The following is an 18,254-nucleotide window of genomic DNA, read 5'->3' as shown; positions in this document are numbered from 1 at the left end:
TCACTCCCCGCCCTTCTGGATGAAGGACTTCACGAAGTCCTCGGCGTTGGACTCGAGGACCTCGTCGATCTCGTCGAGGATGTCGTCGACCTCGCTGTCGAGGGCTTCCTTGCGCTCGGCGACGTCGGTCTCGGGGGCCACCTCGGTGGTCTCCTCGGTCTCCTGCGACTTGCGCGGCTGCTTCTGCTCCTGGGCCATGGTCCGACCCTACTCAGTAGGCCCGACGGTTTCGACGGACATCTCGCACCCGGAGGGAGAGTCGTCGAGATCGCGGCCCCGATAGTCGTGGACCTTCTGCACCGACCCGGGGTCGGTGCAGAACGTCCACGACTATCGTCCTAGGTGCGTGTCAGGGCCGAGAACAGCTGCTCGGCGGTGTCGCAGCGGTCGAGCAGGTCGCCGACGTGGGCGCGGGAGCCGCGCAGCGGGTCGATCGTGGGGACCCGCTGCAGAGACTCGCGCCCCGGGAGGTCGAAGATCACCGAGTCCCACGAGGCGGCCGCGACGTGCTCGGCGTACTTCTCCAGGCAGCGGCCGCGGAAGTAGGCGCGGGTGTCGGTCGGCGGGTCGTGCATGGCGTCGTCGACCGACTGCTGGTCGAGCAGCCGCTCCATCCGGCCGCCGGCGACCAGGCGCTGGTAGAGGCCCTTCTCGGGGCGGATGTCGGAGTACTGCAGGTCGATGAGCTGCAGCTTGGCGTCGTCCCAGTCGAGGCCGTCGCGCGTGCGGTACTGCTCGAGCAGCTTGAGCTTGGCGACCCAGTCGAGCTCGCGGGCGCAGAGCATCGGGTCGCGCTCGAGGCGGTCGAGCACCGACTCCCACCGCGCCAGGACGTCGACGGTCTGGGCGTCGGCGTCGGCGCCGTAGCGGTCCTCGACGAACTTGCGCGCCAGGTCGAGGTACTCCATCTGCAGCTGTACGCCGGTGAGCCTGCGTCCGTCGTGGAGGGTGACGGTCTGCTGCAGGGTCGGGTCGTGCGAGATCGCGCGCAGGCCCGCGACCGGCGAGTCGACGCCGAGGTCGACGGAGATGAACTTCTCCTCGATCATCGCCAGCACGAGCGCGGTGGTGCCGACCTTGAGGTAGGTCGAGACCTCGGACAGGTTGGCGTCGCCGATGATCACGTGGAGCCGGCGGTACTTGTCGGGGTCGGCGTGCGGCTCGTCGCGGGTGTTGATGATCGGGCGCTTCAAGGTGGTCTCGAGCCCGACCTCGACCTCGAAGAAGTCGGCACGCTGGCTGACCTGGAAGCCGTGCGTGCGCCCGTCCTGGCCGATGCCGACGCGGCCGGCGCCGGTGACGACCTGCCGGCTGACGAAGAACGGGGTGAGGTGGCGCACGATGTCGGCGAACGGCGTCGAGCGCCGCATCAGGTAGTTCTCGTGGGCGCCGTAGGAGGCGCCCTTGTTGTCGGTGTTGTTCTTGTAGAGCAGGATCTGCGGCGCGCCCGGCAGCTGGGCCGCACGCAGCGTCGCGTCGAGCATCACCTGCTCGCCGGCCTTGTCCCAACGCACGATGTCGAGGGGCGTGGTCACCTCGGGCGTGGAGTACTCGGGGTGGGCGTGGTCGACGTAGAGGCGCGCGCCGTTGGTGAGGATGACGTTGGCCAGGCCCATGTCCTCGTCGGTGAGCTGGCTGGGGTCGGCGATGCCGCGCGACATGTCGAAGCCACGGGCGTCGCGCAGCGGCGACTCCTCCTCGAAGTCCCAGCGGGCCCGTCGCGCCTTGACCGTCGAGGTCGCGTAGGCGTTGACGACCTGCGACGACGCCACCATCGGGTTGGCCAGGGGTTGGCCGACGACCGAGATGCCGTACTCGATCTCGGTGCCCATCACGCGGCGGACGCTCATGATGTCGAGCGTACGGGGTCGGTGCCGATCGGCTGCCGCCCGTCCGGCTCGCTCAGGAGGCGGGCCGGTCCTCCTCGCGCAGCCGCGGCGGGGTGGTGAGCTCGGGGCGGATGCCGGTCTTGTCGGCGTAGAACGCGCGGATGCGGTCCATGTCGGCCCCGACGTCGCCGGTCAGGCTGAACGTCGGGCCCCACCCGACGGTGCGCGACGGCTTGTCGAGGTAGGCCAGGGTGACGGGGATGCCGGTCTGCTGCGAGATCCGGTAGAAGCCGGACTTCCAGTAGTCCGTCCTGCTGCGGGTGCCCTCGGCGGCGATGCCGAGCAGGAAGGTCTCGTCCTCCTCGGCGTCGGCGAGCAGGGTCTTGATGGTGGCGCCCGGGTTGGCGCGGTCGAGCTCGACCGCGCCGGTGGCGCGCATGAACACGCCCAACGGGCCCTTGAAGAACGAGTGCTTGACCAGCAGCCGGATCTGCACGCTGCTGTCCCACGCGAGCAGCATGGTGAGCACCCAGTCCCAGTTGGACGTGTGCGGGGCCCCGACGAGGATGCCGCGTCGCGGCACCTCTCCGGCCGTTCGCCACCGGGCCAGCCGGAGCAGGGTGCGCGCGAGGGTGCGGCGGAGCAGGAAGTGACGGCGCATCCGGCGAACCTACCGGGCGGTCGGGCCTACGGTGAGACCGTGTGGAACGAACGCGTGGTCCCCCGCCTCACCGACCGCGCCCTCTCGGTGGGGCAGGTGATGAAGCAGCGGCAGCTGGTCTGTGCCGGGCTGGCCGGACGGGTCCTCGAGATCGGCTTCGGCAGCGGCCTCAACCTGGAGAAGCTGCCCGCCGCGGTCGTGTCCCTCGACGCGGTCGAGCCGTCCGAGGCCGGGTGGGACCTCTCCGCGCAGCGACGCGCGGCCGCGCCGGTCCCCGTGCAGCGCGTCGGCCTCGACGGCCAGCACCTCGCGGCCGCGGACGCGTCGTACGACGCCGCGCTGTGCACCTTCTCGCTCTGCACGATCCCCGACCCGGCCCTGGCCCTGGCCGAGGTACGCCGCGTGCTCGCCCCGGGCGGGTCGCTGCACGTGCTCGAGCACGGCCGCTCCCCCGACGCCGGGGTCGCGCGCTGGCAGCGCCGCCTCGAGCCGGCTCAGCGCCGCGTCTTCGCCGGCTGCCACCTCACCCGCGACGTACCGGCCCTGGTGACCGCGGCCGGGTTCGAGGTCACCGCCGTCGATCAGTTCTACCTGCCCGGCCCGCGCCTCAGCCGTCCCTGGGGCTGGGCGACCCGCCTGATGGCCATTAGCCCAGCCTGACCCCACGAGGAGGCCGTCCTGACCACACGGTGGTCGAGGAGGCCGCCCGCGGCCGCCACGAGAGCCCCGACCGCAGCCTGTGGGTCAAGCCGGTCCGTACCTGCGGTGGGTGGTCTCGTGACGGTTGCTAGCGCGACCTCCTCGACCAACGTGGGGTCAGAGGTATTGACCCGTGTTGGCGACGGTGTCGATCGACCGGCCCGGCTCGGTGCCCTGCTTGCCGGTGATGAGCGTGCGGATGAAGACGATCCGCTCGCCCTTCTTGCCGGAGATGCGGGCCCAGTCGTCGGGGTTGGTCGTGTTGGGGAGGTCCTCGTTCTCCTTGAACTCGTCGACGCACGCCTGGAGCAGGTGCGAGACGCGCAGGCCGCGCTGGTCGTGGTCGAGGAGGTCCTTGATGGCCATCTTCTTGGACCGGTCGACGATGTTCTGGATCATGGCGCCGGAGTTGAAGTCCTTGAAGTACAGGACCTCCTTGTCGCCGTTGGCGTAGGTCACCTCGAGGAAGCGGTTCTCCTCGGTCTCGGTGTACATCCGCTCGACGGTCGCCTGGATCATCCCGGCGACGCAGGCGTCGCGGTCGCCACCGAACTCGGCGAGGTCGTCGGCGTGCAGCGGCAAGGACGCGGTGAGGTACTTGCTGAAGATGTCGCGGGCCGACTCGGCGTCGGGGCGCTCGATCTTGATCTTCACGTCGAGGCGGCCGGGGCGCAGGATCGCGGGGTCGATCATGTCCTCGCGGTTGGAGGCGCCGATGACCAGGACGTTCTCGAGGGTCTCGACGCCGTCGATCTCGCTGAGCAGCTGCGGGACGATGGTGTTCTCGACGTCGGAGGAGACCCCGGAGCCTCGGGTGCGGAACAGCGAGTCCATCTCGTCGAAGAACACGATGACCGGGGTGCCCTCGCTGGCCTTCTCACGGGCACGCTGGAAGACCAGGCGGATGTGCCGCTCGGTCTCGCCGACGTACTTGTTGAGCAGCTCGGGGCCCTTGATGTTGAGGAAGTAGGACTTGCCCTCCTGGCCGGTCTTGGCCGCGACCTTCTTGGCCAGGCTGTTGGCCACCGCCTTGGCGATGAGGGTCTTGCCGCAGCCGGGAGGGCCGTAGAGGAGCACGCCCTTGGGCGGCTTGAGCTCGTGCTCGATGAAGAGCTCGGGGTGCAGGTAGGGCAGCTCGACCGCGTCGCGGATGGTCTCGATCTGGCTGAAGAGGCCGCCGATGTCGGAGTAGTCGATGTCGGGCACCTCCTCGAGCACGAGCTCCTCGACCTCGGACTTGGGGACCCGCTCGTAGACGTAGCCGGCCCGGGAGTCGAGCAGCAGCGAGTCACCGGCGCGCAGCTTGGTCGCGCGCAGCGGCTCAGCGATGCGCACGACGCGCTCCTCGTCGGCGTTGGCGATGACCAGGACGCGGTCGCCGTCGGCGAGCACCTCCTTGAACATCACGACCTCGCCGACCTGCTCGAACTCCATGGCGCCGACGACGTTGAGGGCCTCGTTGAGCATGACCTCCTGGCCACGCTGGAGCGTGTCGAGGTCGACGCCGGGGCTGACGTTGACGCGCAGCTTGCGACCACCGGTGAAGACGTCGACCGAGTCGTCGTCGTTGCGGGCCAAGAAGGTGCCGAAGCCGGCAGGCGGCTGGGCCAGGCGGTCGACCTCCTCCTTGAGCTTGGTGATCTGGTCGCGCGCCTCGCGCAGCGTCTGGGCGAGCCGCTCGTTCTGCGACGTCACCGCCGCCAGCGACCGCTGCGTGTCTGCCAGACGCAGCTCGAGGCCTCGTGCGGACACCGGGCCGTCGGAGAGCCGACGACGCAGCTCACCCACCTCGGCCTCGAGGAACCGCACCTGAGCCACCAGCTCGTCCGCGTTGCGTCCACCCGTGCTGGAACCGTCACCCGTGCTCGACATTCGGTCCACCTCCTGTCCTTCTGACCATACCCGCGCCGACGTCGCCCCGAGGGAGCAATCCCACCCCGGTGGGTCACATTCTCGTCACCGTCCGGGTCAGGGCGGGTAAACCGAAGGGTCAGCGGCCGTAGCGGCGGGCGAAGTTGCGAAGCATCGTCATCGGGTGGGTGACGTCGACCTCGGCCCCGGCCGCGCGCAGGGTGGCGGCCTCGGAGGGGTCGAAGTAGCCGAACGTCGCGTAGGTGTCGATGCGCGTGTGCAGCCCGGCCAGGTCGAGCTCGGGGTGGAACTGGGTGGCGTAGACGTGGCGGCCGACCCGGAAGGCCTGCACCGGGCACGCGGGCGAGGTGGCGAGCACGACGACGTGGGCGGGCGGGCGGGTCAGCGCCTCCTTGTGCCCGCCGTACGCCGTGAAGCGGCGGGGCACCCCGGCCATCAGCGGGTCGGCGAGCCCGACGTCGGTCAGGGTGACCGTCAGCGGGCCGACGGGCTCGGGGTGGCTGCGGTCGACCAGCCCGCCCTGGTGGCTGCCGAGGGTGCCGATGCCGTAGCAGGCGCCGAGGAAGGGGTGGTCGGCCTCGACCACGGCGTCCAGGACCGGCGTCAGGTCGCGCTCGGCGCGGTGCTGGACGGCGGACTTGGTCTCCGGCGCGTCGGACCAGGTGAACGACCCGCCACCGAGCAGGACGCCCGACCAGTCGTCGAGCCGCCCGGCGACGTCACCGACGTCGTCGACGCCCAGGTGCCGGCGCTCCACCTCGTGCGGCTCGACCTCGAGGAACCGGGCGAACGCCGCGTGCTCGTCGTCGGCGGCCGCCTGCTCGGCGCGGATCGAGAGCAGCAGGAACGGCCTCACGGCTCGTCGACGTAGACGTCCGGTGGCAGGTCCAGCGGGACGTCGGCGGGCCGCGGGCCGGTGTAGTCGGCGCCGTAGGCGCCGGGCGCCGGCCGACGCTTCTTCATCGGCGCCTTCTGGCCCGGGGCCATCCGGCGCGCGGTGACCAGGAACGCGGTGTGCCCGATCATCTTGTGGCCCGGCCGGACCGCGAGGCCCTCGACGTGCCAGTCACGCACCAGCGACTCCCACGCCTGCGGGTCGGTGAAGCCGCCGTGCACCCGGACGGTCTCGGTGAAGCGCGACAGCTGGGTGGTGGTCGCGACGTAGGCGCAGACGATGCCACCCGGGCGCAGCGCGTCGGCGGCGGCGTCGAGGCACTCCCAGGGGGCGAGCATGTCGAGGATGATCCGGTCGCAGCGGGCACCGGAGGCGGGCAGCTCCTCGGCCAGGTCGCCGAGCCGCAGCTGCCAGGCGGGGTGGTCACCGCCGAAGAACTGGCGCACGTTCTGGCGGGCGACGTCGGCGAACTCCTCGCGCCGCTCGTAGGACGTCACCGTGCCGTGCGGGCCGACCGCGCGCAGCAGCGAGCAGGTCAGCGCCCCCGACCCGACGCCGGCCTCGACCACGTCGGCACCGGGGAAGATGTCGGCCATCGCCACGATCTGGGCGGCGTCCTTCGGGTAGACCACCGCGGCGCCGCGCGGCATCGACACGACGAACTCCGAGAGCAGCGGCCGGAAGACGAGGTACTCGCCACCGGTCGAGGCCGTCACGGTGAACCCCTCCTCGCGCCCGATCATCTCGTCGTGCTCGACGTGGCCGCGGTTGGAGAAGAACCGCTTGCCCGCCTCGAGCGCGATGTTGTGGCGCCGCCCCTTGCCGTCGACCAGGCGCACCCACTCACCCTCGCGCAGCGGACCGCGGTGCACCCCCGACCAGGCCTCGGGCGTGACGTCCTGGTGGTCGGACGGGCGGTCAGCAGGACTCTCGGGCACCGCGGAACCCTACCGGCCCCGACGGGGTCCCTCCCCAATCCGTGCTCACCCGCGTGCTCACCCGCGTGGTCACGCGCGTGGTCACCGGCGGCGCAGCCGGACCACGTGGTCGAGGTCGCGCAGCGACAGCACGCCCAGGGGGGCTCCCGCCGGGTCGACCAGCAGGTAGGCGGGCGCGGGCCGGCGGCGTACGGCGGCGAGCAGCTCGTCGCCGGTGACGTCGACCGGCAGGCTCAGCCCGTCGTCGAGGTGGGAGGCGACCGAGCGGACCGCACCGCGGGCGACGTCGTCGGCCGTCGGCGTCTCGACGAGCCCGAGCGCGCGACCCGCGGGGTCGACGACGACGATGCCCCCGGCGTCCTGCGCGTCGGCGAGGCTCAGCGCCTCGGCCAGCGACGTCTCGGGGGCGACCGTGAGCGGCGGGCGGGCCACCGAGGCCAGGTCGATGCCGGCCAGGCGCAGGCGCATCCGGTTGACCGTGAGGTCGTTGGTCGCCGTCGTCCACAGCAGCAGCGCCAGCCCCACGCACACGACGTAGTCGACGACCCGGGGCTCCCGGCCGGCGAGCGGCGCGACGACCAGCAACGGCACGAGCAGCAGGACGCCGGCCACGCCCCGGCCCACCCACGCAGCGGCGATCGCGCCACGACGCGGCGACCCGGCCAGCTGCCAGGCGACGGCCTTGACGACCCGACCGCCGTCGAGCGGCGGCGCCGGCACCAGGTCGAGGACCCCGATGACGAGGTTGGCCAGCACCAGCGCCTCGAGCGTGAGGGCCAGGACGCCGTCGTCGACCGTCAGCCGCGCACCGAGGCCCACGAGGCCCAGGGCGAGCGACGCCAGCGGCCCGACCACCGCGGTCACGGCCTCCTCGACGGGGGTGGCCGACTCACCGTCGACCCGGGTGCGGCCGCCGGCCATGCTGAGCACGATCGCCGGCACGGGGTGCCCGTGGCGGCGGGCCACGGCCGCGTGGGCGGCCTCGTGCGCGAGCGCGGCGGCGTAGACGAGAACCCCGACCAGGGCGCCGACGACGTAGGCGGTCGCGCCCAGCCCGGGCACCAGGCGCTCGGCCCGGGGTGCGAAGGCGACGGCGATCAGGCCGACCACCGCCAGGCACGAGCCCGACACGAGGACCTCGGTCGATCCGAGGCGGCCGACGCGCACGGCTCCGCGGGCTCGCGCCACGTCCGGATCCATGGGCCCAGCCTATGTCGGTGCACCGCTCTACGCTGGGCGGCGTGACGAGCGACCAGCAGACCCGCGGCGGCCGGCCGTCCCCGGCCGAGCGCGTCTCGACCAGGGTCGACGGCGTCGACGTCCTCGGCGCGCTGTCGCCCAGCCGCGCCGCCGACTTCCTCAGCTGCCCGCTGCTCTACCGCTTCCGCACCGTCGACCGGCTGCCCGAGCCACCGTCGGTCGACGCCCTGCGCGGCACCGTCGTCCACCAGGTCCTCGAGGACGTCTTCGACCTGCCCGCCGCCGAGCGCACCCCCGAGCGGGCCGAGGCACTGGTGCAGACCGCGTGGCAACGGCTGCTCGACCAGGAGCCCGAGGCCGGCCTGCTGTTCCCCGACGGCGACGCCCCCGACGTGCTCGAGTGGCTGCTGTCGTGCCGCCGCTCCGTGCGGCGCTGGTTCGACCTCGAGGACCCCACGCGCCTCGAGCCGGCCGAGCGCGAGCTCTACGTCGAGGCGCTGCTCGACTCCAAGCTGCTGCTGCGGGGCTACGTCGACCGGGTCGACCAGGCGCCCGACGGCGCGCTGCGGGTGGTCGACTACAAGAGCGGCAAGGGACCCCGCGAGGGTTTCGAGGGCAAGCCGCTCTTCCAGCTGCGCTTCTACGCGCTGGCAATCTGGCGCACCCGCGGCGTCGTGCCGCGCCTGCTCCAGCTCGTCTACCTCGGCAGCGGCGAGCTGATCACCTACGAGCCCGACGAGGCCGACCTGCTCGCCACCGAGCGCAAGGTCGAGGCCATCTGGCGGGCCATCCGGCTCGCCGAGCAGACCGGTGACTGGCAGCCGCAGCGGGGTCCGCTGTGCGCCTGGTGCGCGCACCAGGCGCTCTGCCCGGCCTGGGGCGGCACCCCTCCGCCACTGCCGGAGCGGGTCGAGACCGTGGTGTCCGACCTCGCGGTCGACGTGGCCGCTCCCTAGGAGCCACGGTGGTCGAGGAGGTCGCCCGCGACCGTCTCGAGACCACACCGGCCGCACCGCGCACGCGTGCTCGACCCCCCGAGGTCACACCGGCAGCAACAAACCCGCGAGGTCGGCCGGCCCGAGCCCGACCAGCGTGTCGGCGAACACCCGGCGCTCCCCCGGCTCGACGGCCACGTGGTGGGGCACCGCGAGTACCGTGCAGCCCGCGGCCTCGGCCGAGCGGCACCCGGTGTCGGAGTCCTCGATCGCGAGGCAGTCGGTGGCGTCGACCCCGAGCAGCCGGGCGGCGTGGAGGTAGGGCTCGGGGTGGGGCTTGCCGCGCTCGACCTGGTCACCGGTCACCACGACCTGGAACGACCCGGCCGGCAGGGCCTGGAGGATCGGCGCGACGAACCGCTCGTACGACATCGTCACCAGCGCGCACGGCACCCCGGCCCGACCCAGGTCGGCCAGCAGCTCGCGGGCGCCGGGGCGCCACGGCACCTCCTGCTCGACCAGGGCCACCACGCCGTCGAGCAGCCGCTCGACGATCTCCTCGGGGCTCAGCGGCAGGGGCATGTGCTCGCGGATGAATCGGCCCGACTCGAGCAGGTCGTTGCCGACCAGCTGCAGCGCGAGCTCGTGGCTCCAGGTGCCGCCGTACTCGGCGGCGAGCGCGTGCTCGGTGGCGATCCAGTAGGGCTCGGTGTCGACGAGGGTGCCGTCCATGTCCCACAGGACCGCATTCATCGGTCGTGCCCCGCCCTGAGGGCGCCGACCGGCAGCGCCGCTGGAGAAGACGGTCGTCACGATGTCCCTCCGCCACGTGTACCGCGACGCGGGTGTGCGTCGTCGCGGTCACGCTACCGAAGGGGCTCGCTCCTGCGGTCGCTGGCGCCCGGCCAAGGTGAGGTGGGTCACCCGTCCTCGTCGGGCGCGCCGGGGGGCCGGCAGAGCGGCGCCGACCGCGGCCTGGACCGGGATCCGGCCGCTGGCGGCCAGCTGGCCCCCGGCGTGGCGTACCGCCGATCCGAAGGGCGCTGCCCAGAGGTTCTCCTACACGAGCACGGCGGCCGAGCTGCCCGGCTCCAGGGTCTCGACCAGGTCGGTGACGTCCTGCTCGCTGAGCAGCATCGCCAGCTCGGTCTCGAAGGACCGCAGCTCCCCGATGTCGCTGTCGTCCATGTCGGAGGCCTCGAAGACCTCGTAGCCACGGGTCAGGTCCCGGGTCAGGAGATCAGGTCCAGGACCTGGAACAGCTCGCGGTCGACGAGGTCCCGCAGGGCAGGGGCGATCGTGCCGTGGAACTTCTGCGCGGGGAACTCCACGACGATTCGAGGTGCTCCGGGCGAGGGTGCGGGCGGGGTCGGGGGTCTACGACTCCACGTATTCCAGCCGCGGGACCACGGGCGCAGGGCCAAGGACCCGCCGGCCGACGGCGGTGTCCCGACCAGCCGCGTCAGTCCTCGGGCTCGTAGCCCAGGTTGGGCGACAGCCACCGCTCGGCCTCGGCGAGGGTCCAGCCCTTGCGCTCGGCGTACGACGCGACCTGGTCGCGACCGAGGCGGCCCACGACGAAGTACTGCGACCGCGGGTGGCTGAAGTACCAGCCGGAGACCGAGGCGCCAGGCCACATCGCCATCGACTCGGTGAGCGTGATGCCGGTGGCGGCCTCGACGTCGAGGAGCTCCCACAAGGTGAGCTTCTCGGTGTGGTCGGGGCAGGCGGGGTAGCCGGGGGCCGGGCGGATGCCCTCGTAGCGCTCGGCGATGAGGTCGGCGGCGGTCAGCTGCTCGTCGGTGACGTGGCCCCAGAACTCGGTGCGCACCCGCTGGTGCAGGCGCTCGGCGAAGGCCTCGGCGAGCCGGTCGGCCAGCGACTCGAGCAGGATGGCGTTGTAGTCGTCGAGGTCGTCCTTGAACGCCTGGACCCGCTCGGGGAGCCCGATGCCGGCGGTGACGGCGAACCCTCCGACGTGGTCGGCGAGGCCGGTGTCGGCGGGGGCGACGTAGTCGGCCAGCGACTTGTGGGGCACGCCCTCACGGTGCTCGCCCTGCTGGCGCAGGTGGTGCAGGGTCGCGCGGACCTCGGTGCGGCTGTCGTCGGTGTAGACGAGCGTGTCGTCGACGTGGTCGGGGTCGCCCGCGGCCGGCAGGAAGCCGTAGACGCCCTTGGCGGTGATCCACTTCTCGGCGATCACCTGGTCGAGCATCGCCTGGGCGTCGTCGTAGAGCTTGCGGGCGGCCTCGCCGTGGGTGGGGCTGTTGAGGATGTCGGGGAACTTGCCCTTCATCTCCCACGCGTTGAAGAACGGCTGCCAGTCGATGTAGTCGCGCAGCTCGGCGAGGTCGTAGTCGTCGAGCACGTGGATGCCCGGCTGGGCGGGCGCCGGCGGGGTGTACGACGACCAGTCGACCACGGTCGCGTCAGCCCGGGCCTTGTCGTAGGAGACCAGCTTGCGGTCGCCCTTGTTGGCGTGGCGGGCGCGCAGGGCGTCGTAGTCGGTCTTGAGGTCGGCCAGCAGGGTCTCGCGCTTGGTCTCGTGCAGCAGCGCGGCGGCCGTCGGCACCGAGCGTGACGCGTCCTTGACCCAGACGACCGGCCCGTCGTACCTGGGGTCGACCTTGACGGCCGTGTGGGCGCGCGACGTGGTGGCCCCACCGATCAGCAGCGGGATCGTGAGGCCCTGGCGCTGCATCTCGGAGGCGAGCGTGACCATCTCGTCGAGCGACGGGGTGATCAGGCCGGACAGGCCGATGATGTCGGCGCCGACCTCGGCGGCGGTGTCGAGGATCTTCTGGGCGGGCACCATCACGCCGAGGTCGATGACCTCGTAGTTGTTGCACTGCAGCACGACCCCGACGATGTTCTTGCCGATGTCGTGGACGTCGCCCTTGACGGTCGCCATCACGATCGTGCCGTTGGTCTCCTTGTCGCTGGAGGCGACGCCCCCGGCGGCGACGAAGTCGGCCTTCTCCTGCTCGATGAACGGGATCAGGTAGGCCACGGCCCGCTTCATCACGCGCGCGGACTTCACCACCTGCGGCAGGAACATCTTGCCCGCGCCGAAGAGGTCGCCGACGACGTTCATGCCGTCCATGAGGGGCCCCTCGATGACCTCGATCGGACGGCCGCCGCGGTCGGCGATGAGCTGGCGCAGCTCCTCGGTGTCGGACTCGACGTGGGCGTCGATCCCCTTGACCAGGGCGTGGGTGATCCGCTCGCCGACGGGCAGCTCGCGCCACTCCTCGGTCGCGGCCTCGACGGCCTCGCCCTTCTTGTTGTGCGCCTCGGCGATCTCGAGCAGTCGCTCGGCGGCGTCGGGCCGGCGGTTGAGCACGACGTCCTCGATGCGCTCGCGCAGCTCGGGCTCGACCTCGTCGTAGATCATGAGCGCGCCGGCGTTGACGATGCCCATGTCGAGCCCCGCCTTGATGGCGTGGAACAGGAAGACCGCGTGGATCGCCTCGCGCACCGGGTTGTTGCCACGGAACGAGAAGCTGACGTTGGAGATGCCGCCGGAGACCTTGGCGCCCGGCAGGTTGGCCTTGATCCATCGCGTGGCCTCGATGAAGTCGAGGCCGTAGGACGCGTGCTCCTCGATGCCGGTGGCGACCGCGAAGACGTTGGGGTCGAAGATGATGTCCTCGGGCGGGAAGCCGACCTCGTCGACCAGGATCCGGTAGGCGCGCTCGCAGATCGTCTTGCGACGCTCGAGGTTGTCGGCCTGACCGTCCTCGTCGAAGGCCATGACGACCGCCGCGGCGCCGTACTTCTTGACCAGCGTCGCCTGTTCACGGAACTTCTCCTCGCCCTCCTTCATGGAGATCGAGTTGACGATGGCCTTGCCCTGGACGTTCTTGAGCCCGGCCTCGATCACCTCCCACTTGGAGGAGTCGACCATGATCGGCACCCGGCTGATGTCGGGCTCGCTGGCGATGAGCTTGGTGAAGCGGTCCATCGCCGCGACGCCGTCGATCATCCCCTCGTCCATGTTGACGTCGATGACCTGCGCGCCGTTCTCGACCTGCTGCAGCGCGACCGCGAGGGCGGTGTCGTAGTCGCCGTCCTTGATCAGGTTGCGGAACTTGGCCGAGCCGGTGATGTTGGTGCGCTCCCCGACGTTGACGAACAGGCTGCTCCCGTCGATCGTGAACGGCTCGAGGCCCGACAGGCGCATCGCGGGGTCGACGTGCGGCACCGGGCGGTGGGGCTGCTCGGCCACGGCGGCGGCGATCGCCTTGATGTGGTCGGGGGTGGTGCCGCAGCACCCACCGGCCAGGTTGACGAAGCCGGCACCGGCGAACTCGGCGAGCATCGCCGCGGTCTCGTCGGGGGCCTCGTCGTACTCGCCGAACGCGTTGGGCAGACCGGCGTTGGGGTAGCACGACACGAAGGTGTCGGCGATGCGGCTCATCTCGGCGATGTAGGGGCGCATCTCCTTGGCGCCCAGGGCGCAGTTGAGCCCGACCGCGAGCGGGCGGGCGTGGCGCACCGAGCTCCAGAACGCCTCGGTGACCTGGCCCGAGAGCGTGCGTCCCGAGGCGTCGGTGATGGTGCCGGAGATGATGACCGGCCAGCGCCGTCCGCGCTCCTCGAAGAGCGTCTCGACCGCGAAGATGGCCGCCTTGGCGTTGAGGGTGTCGAAGATCGTCTCGATGAAGATCAGGTCGCTGCCGCCGTCGACGAGCCCGTTCGCCGCCTCGAGGTAGGCCGCCACCAGCTGGTCCCACGAGACGTTGCGGGCGCCGGGGTCGTTGACGTCGGGGCTGATGCTCGCGGTGCGCGTCGTCGGGCCCAGGGCGCCACCGACGTAGCGCTTGGTGCCGGTCTCGGCCGCGACCTCGTCGGCCACCGACCTGGCCAGCCTGGCCGCCTCGACGTTGAGCTCGTAGGCCAGCTCCTCCATGCCGTAGTCGGCCAACGAGACCCGGTTGGCGTTGAAGGTGTTGGTCTCGATGATGTCGGCGCCGGCCTGGAGGTACTCGCGGTGGATGCCGGCGATGATGTCGGGCCGGGTCAGCGTGAGCAGGTCGTTGTTGCCCTGCAGGTCGCTGGGCCAGTCGGCGAACCGCTCGCCGCGGTAGCCGGCCTCGGAGGGCCGGTCGCGTTGGATGGCCGTGCCCATGGCTCCGTCGAGCACGACGATCCGCTCGGTGAGGAGCGCGGTCAGCTCAGCAGTGGCGTCGGGGCGCAGGTCGGGCAACGTGACTCCTTGTCGGTCCGCGTCACAGCGTAGGAACCTGCGTCCACGACGCGGACAGTGTTCCCAAATCGTGACACCGCCCGCTGGCGCCGCGAAATCGCGGCCCGGCACGGGTCGGGTGGTCGGATGGCGTGAACGCAACGGCTACCCGAGATGATTCCGCGCCGGCGCGGCGCCCGGCCACCCCTGCGGGTGGCGGTGGACGCGGGCACGGACGCGGGCACGACGCGCCTCTCGACGCCGTCGACGCGGGCGCAGCGGACCGAAGTAGATTGACCGCGTGATCGAGATCGACGAGACACCCGACCTGGTCGACCCCCTGGTCATCGCCGCGTTCGAGGGGTGGAACGACGCCGCCGACGCCGCGTCCTCGGTCATCGACCACCTCATGGTCGTGTGGAACGCCCGGGTCGTGGGCGCGATCGACCCGGAGGAGTTCTACGACTTCCAGGTCAACCGTCCGATGGTCGGCACCGACGACCTCGGCCACCGGCGCCTCACGTGGCCGACGACACAGATCGCCGTGGCCTCGCCGCCCGACCTCGACCGTGACGTGATCCTCATCCGCGGCATCGAGCCCAACATGCGCTGGCGGCAGTTCTGCGCCGAGCTCCTCGCCGCGTGCGACGAGCTGGGGGGCGAGCTGGTCGTCACCCTGGGGGCCCTGCTGGCCGACACCCCCCACACCCGGCCGATCCCCGTCACCGGCACGGCGACCGAGCCGGAGCTCGTCGACCGGCTCAAGCTCGAGCAGTCGACGTACGAGGGTCCGACGGGCATCGTCGGGGTGTTCCAGGACGCCTGCGTGCGCCTCGACGTGCCCGCAGTCTCCTACTGGGCCGCGGTCCCCCACTACGTCGCCCAGCCCCCGTGCCCCAAGGCGACGCTGGCGCTGCTGGGCCAGCTCGAGGACCTGCTCGAGGTCTCGATCCCGCTGGGTGACCTCCCCGAGGACTCAAGGGCCTGGGAGCGCGGGGTCGACGAGCTCGCCGAGGAGGACGAGGACGTCGCCGACTACGTGCGCTCGCTCGAGGAGACCCGCGACACCGCCGACCTCCCCGAGGCCTCCGGCGAGGCGATCGCGCGCGAGTTCGAGCGCTACCTCAAGCGCCGAGGCGACGACCAGCCGCCGCCCACCGGGGCCTGACCGACGCCGTACGCGCGAGGCGTCCGGTCAGAGGCTCAGGCCGAGGGCGGCGTCGACGACCGCGTGGATCGCCACGGCGGCCTCGGGGTCGGAGGTGTCGGCGAGCCCGGCGGTGCCGAGGGTCGCGTCGACCCACGCGTCGACCGCGGCGACGGCCCGGGGGGCGTCGAGGTCGTCGGCGAGGGCCGCGAGGACCTCCTGGACGACGGGGGCCGCGGGGGCGCCGGCCCCGAGCGCGACGGCCTTGCGCCACCGGGTGACGTCGTCGACGGCCTCGAAGAGCTCGGCGTCGACCCACTCCCAGTCGCTGCGGAAGTGGTGGCGCAGCAGGGCCAGGCGGATGGCCATCGGGTCGATGTCGCTGTTGCGCAGCGCGGAGACGAAGACCAGGTTGCCGCGCGACTTCGACATCTTCTCGCCGTCGTAGCCGACCATCCCGGCGTGGCTGTAGACCTGCGCGAAGCGGGTGCCCGGCTCGACGACCTGGGCGTGGCCGGCGCACATCTCGTGGTGCGGGAAGACCAGGTCGCTGCCGCCGCCCTGCACCTCGAACTCGCCGCCGAGGTGGTGGCGGGCGATGGCGGCGCACTCGATGTGCCAGCCGGGCCGTCCGGCGCCGAACGGGCTGGGCCACGACGGCTCGCCCTCGCGCTCACCGCGCCACACGACGCAGTCGAGGGGGTCCTGCTTGCCCGGGCGACCCGGGTCGCCGCCGCGCTCGCCGAAGAACCGGAGCATCGTCTCGCGGTCGTAGCCGGACTCGGCGCCGAAGGCCGGGTCGGCGTTGACGGCGTAGTAGAGGTCGCTCTCGACCCGGTAGATCGCCCCCGCCTCGTCGAGCGCCTCGATCATCTCGATGGCCAGCGGGATCGACTCGACGGCGCCGATGTAGTGGTCGGGCGGGAGCACCCGCAGGGCCTGCATGTCCTGGCGGAAGAGCTCGGTCTCGCGCTCGGCGAGCTCGACCCAGTCGACCTTCACCTTGGTCGCGCGCTCGAGGAGCGGGTCGTCGACGTCGGTGACGTTCTGGACGTAGCGCACCTGGTGGCCCGCGTTGCGCCAGGCCCGCAGGAGCAGGTCGAATCCGACGTAGGTCGCCGCGTGGCCGAGGTGGGTCGCGTCGTAGGGGGTGATGCCGCAGACGTAGAGGCGGGCCGGGCCGCCGTGGGCCGGCGTCACGGTGACCGGGCCCCCGCTCGCGGTGTCGTGGAGGACCACCGGCGGGCCTGTCACGGGCAGGGTGGGGACCTCAGGAGCCGACCAGGAACGCATGAGGGAACTCTAGGGCGTGGCTCGACTCCCGACCCAGGCGCGGGGTGCGTCGCCGACGGGCCCGGCACGAAGTGGCGTGCGACCCCCACATGGCACAGGCGCCCGGGCCACACGAAGAGCCGACCACACGGCGCACGTCGACGACGGCGGTCCGCCGAGCCGGTCACGCCCGCCGGACCAGACCGGCGGCAGCGCCTCCAGGCAGTGCGGGCGTGCGGCTCGAGACCGCCGTCAGGAGACCCAATTGACTCAGAATGGCGGCCAGGGGATCTGGGGCCACTCGCCGCGGGGTGCCGGCATGACCGCCCGGTCGAGCAACCGGCGGCAGCGCCGCGAGAACGTGTCGATCTCGAGATCGGTCAGGTGGTCGGCCAGGGTGTCGCCGAGCTCGCCGGCCAGCGCGGTGAGCACCCGCTCGACGCCCGCGACGTGCTCGTCCTCGAGGGCGTAGCCGTGCCAGCCCCACAGCACCGTGCGCAGCTTGGGCTCGTGGTGGAAGGTCAGGCCGTGGTCGACGCCGTAGCGGTGGCCGTCGGACATCTCCAGGACGTGGCCGCCCTTGCGGTCGGCGTTGTTGGTGATCACGTCGAAGACCGCCATGCGTCGCAGGGCCGCGGAGTCCTCGTGCACCAGCGTGACGTCGCGGTCGTGGTCGTCGAGGCCCTCGAAGACCGGCAGCATCCCCTCGGGGACGGTGCCGGTGCGGATCAGGGTGACCGCCTCCTGGTCGGGGTCGGGCTCCTGCCACTCCTGCACCATGCCGGGGCCGTGCGGACCGTCCCCCAGCCACGTGCGCGGGACGACGTCCCATCCGATCGCCTGCGAGACGGCGTACGCCGCCACCTCGCGGTCGGCGAGGGTGCCGTCGGGAAAGTCCCACAGCGGGCGCTCGCCGCGGACCGGCTTGTAGACGACCTTGACCCCGTCGAGCTCGCCGAGGAACGTCGCGTTGGACGCGGGCATGATGCGCCCGCGCAGCTCCAGCTCTCCCACGCCGTCGACCGGCCTCAGGGAGCCTGCGGGTCGCGTCGCCGGAAGCCGTTGGCGCGCACGCAGAGGTGGCCGTCGGGGTCGATCGGGTTGCCGCAGAACGGGCAGCTGGGCCGTCCGGCCTCGAGCACCTGCTCGGTGCGCTGCACGAAGGAGCGGGCCGCCGCCGGGGTGATGCGGACCAGGAACAGCTCCTCGGGCTCCGGCTCCTCGAAGTCCTCGTCGACCTGGTCGGGCGAGACCACGGCCGCCTCGGTGAAGGGGAAGACCTCGATCACCACCCGCTCGTCGGCGGGGTCCCACGACAGCGTCATGGTGCCGGCGCGGAACTCCTCCTGGATGGGCTGCTCGAGTGGGGCGCTGTCCTCGAGGCCGAGCGGCGCGACCGCGGGGACCACGGACGAGGTCTGCGTCGACATCACCTCGTCGAGGAGCTCGTCGATGCGTTCGGCGAGGGCGGCCACCTGCTGCTTCTCCAGCGACACCGAGGTGACGCGCACGCCGGTGCGGGCCTGGAGGAAGAACGTGCGGGCGCCGGGCTCGCCGACGGTGCCGGCGACGAAGCGTTCCGGCGGGTCGAAGGCGTGGATGATCGGCATGTCTCCCC

Annotated in this window: 16 protein-coding genes; 3 read left to right on the top strand and 13 right to left on the bottom strand. The window is 71.9% G+C overall.

Annotation, left to right across the window (positions count from 1 at the left end; genetic code table 11):
• From FZC61_RS06080 to FZC61_RS06070, 3 genes are all read right to left on the bottom strand, one after another.
• Positions 1-198, bottom strand: a complete 198-nt coding sequence (locus tag FZC61_RS06080) for a ubiquitin-like protein Pup (protein WP_148613216.1) — start codon at positions 196-198, stop codon at positions 1-3.
• Positions 199-338: 140 nt separating this feature from the next.
• On the bottom strand, positions 339-1,850 hold the full coding sequence (gene dop, locus FZC61_RS06075; RefSeq protein ID WP_148613215.1) for a depupylase/deamidase Dop: 1,512 nt from the start codon (positions 1,848-1,850) through the stop codon (positions 339-341).
• 52 nt (positions 1,851-1,902) lie between these two features.
• Entirely contained in the window at positions 1,903-2,490 is a 588-nt protein-coding gene (locus tag FZC61_RS06070) for a lysophospholipid acyltransferase family protein (RefSeq protein ID WP_148613214.1), read from the bottom strand.
• Positions 2,491-2,529: 39 nt separating this feature from the next.
• Between FZC61_RS06070 and FZC61_RS06065 the strand changes: the two genes are divergently transcribed.
• Positions 2,530-3,150 carry a class I SAM-dependent methyltransferase gene (locus FZC61_RS06065; RefSeq protein WP_246142553.1) on the top strand — a complete coding sequence of 207 codons (621 nt, stop codon included), beginning with the start codon at positions 2,530-2,532 and terminating at the stop codon, positions 3,148-3,150.
• A gap of 156 nt (positions 3,151-3,306) precedes the next feature.
• Here the strand turns inward: FZC61_RS06065 and arc are convergent, their stop codons facing one another.
• From arc to FZC61_RS06045, 4 genes are all read right to left on the bottom strand, one after another.
• Positions 3,307-5,061 (bottom strand): proteasome ATPase, encoded by a 1,755-nt coding sequence (gene arc / locus FZC61_RS06060; protein WP_148613213.1) that lies wholly within the window; start codon positions 5,059-5,061, stop codon positions 3,307-3,309.
• Between the two features lie 118 nt (positions 5,062-5,179).
• Complete coding sequence (locus tag FZC61_RS06055; RefSeq protein ID WP_148613212.1) at positions 5,180-5,917, bottom strand: glutamine amidotransferase; 738 nt, start codon at positions 5,915-5,917, stop codon at positions 5,180-5,182.
• Positions 5,914-6,828, bottom strand: coding sequence for a tRNA (adenine-N1)-methyltransferase (locus tag FZC61_RS06050; RefSeq protein WP_148613364.1), 915 nt, complete (start codon positions 6,826-6,828; stop codon positions 5,914-5,916). Before FZC61_RS06050 ends, FZC61_RS06055 begins: the two co-directional genes overlap by 4 nt.
• A 147-nt stretch (positions 6,829-6,975) precedes the next feature.
• Positions 6,976-8,094, bottom strand: a complete 1,119-nt coding sequence (locus FZC61_RS06045) for a site-2 protease family protein (protein ID WP_148613211.1) — start codon at positions 8,092-8,094, stop codon at positions 6,976-6,978.
• A 41-nt stretch (positions 8,095-8,135) separates the two neighbouring features.
• Here FZC61_RS06045 and FZC61_RS06040 point away from each other — a divergent pair, with 41 nt between their 5' ends.
• Positions 8,136-9,050, top strand: a complete 915-nt coding sequence (locus tag FZC61_RS06040; RefSeq protein ID WP_246142552.1) for a RecB family exonuclease — start codon at positions 8,136-8,138, stop codon at positions 9,048-9,050.
• 84 nt (positions 9,051-9,134) lie between these two features.
• Here FZC61_RS06040 and FZC61_RS06035 read toward each other — a convergent pair whose 3' ends face one another.
• The 3 genes from FZC61_RS06035 to metH form a co-directional block, all read right to left on the bottom strand.
• Positions 9,135-9,782, bottom strand: a complete 648-nt coding sequence (locus tag FZC61_RS06035) for an HAD family hydrolase (RefSeq protein WP_246142551.1) — start codon at positions 9,780-9,782, stop codon at positions 9,135-9,137.
• A 306-nt stretch (positions 9,783-10,088) separates the two neighbouring features.
• Complete coding sequence (locus tag FZC61_RS23895; RefSeq protein WP_281289798.1) at positions 10,089-10,217, bottom strand: hypothetical protein; 129 nt, start codon at positions 10,215-10,217, stop codon at positions 10,089-10,091.
• Between the two features lie 274 nt (positions 10,218-10,491).
• Entirely contained in the window at positions 10,492-14,238 is a 3,747-nt protein-coding gene (gene metH / locus FZC61_RS06025; RefSeq protein ID WP_148613209.1) for a methionine synthase, read from the bottom strand.
• A 280-nt stretch (positions 14,239-14,518) separates the two neighbouring features.
• Here metH and FZC61_RS06020 point away from each other — a divergent pair, with 280 nt between their 5' ends.
• On the top strand, positions 14,519-15,385 hold the full coding sequence (locus tag FZC61_RS06020) for a PAC2 family protein (protein ID WP_148613208.1): 867 nt from the start codon (positions 14,519-14,521) through the stop codon (positions 15,383-15,385).
• Positions 15,386-15,412: 27 nt separating this feature from the next.
• On the opposite strand, the gene mshC is transcribed toward FZC61_RS06020, so the two are convergent.
• The 3 genes from mshC to FZC61_RS06005 all read right to left on the bottom strand — a co-directional run bounded on the left by mshC (position 15,413) and on the right by FZC61_RS06005 (position 18,246).
• Complete coding sequence (gene mshC, locus FZC61_RS06015; protein ID WP_148613207.1) at positions 15,413-16,657, bottom strand: cysteine--1-D-myo-inosityl 2-amino-2-deoxy-alpha-D-glucopyranoside ligase; 1,245 nt, start codon at positions 16,655-16,657, stop codon at positions 15,413-15,415.
• 249 nt (positions 16,658-16,906) lie between these two features.
• On the bottom strand, positions 16,907-17,650 hold the full coding sequence (locus tag FZC61_RS06010) for an SCO1664 family protein (protein WP_246142550.1): 744 nt from the start codon (positions 17,648-17,650) through the stop codon (positions 16,907-16,909).
• A gap of 14 nt (positions 17,651-17,664) precedes the next feature.
• Complete coding sequence (locus FZC61_RS06005) at positions 17,665-18,246, bottom strand: DUF3090 domain-containing protein (protein WP_148613206.1); 582 nt, start codon at positions 18,244-18,246, stop codon at positions 17,665-17,667.
• Between the last annotated feature and the right edge of the window lie 8 nt (positions 18,247-18,254).

The organism is Nocardioides rubriscoriae (genome assembly GCF_008087085.1).
Lineage (GTDB): Bacteria > Actinomycetota > Actinomycetes > Propionibacteriales > Nocardioidaceae > Nocardioides > Nocardioides rubriscoriae.
The sequence above is the reverse complement of the archived record's forward strand: the minus strand, read 5'-3'. Positions and strand labels throughout refer to the sequence as shown.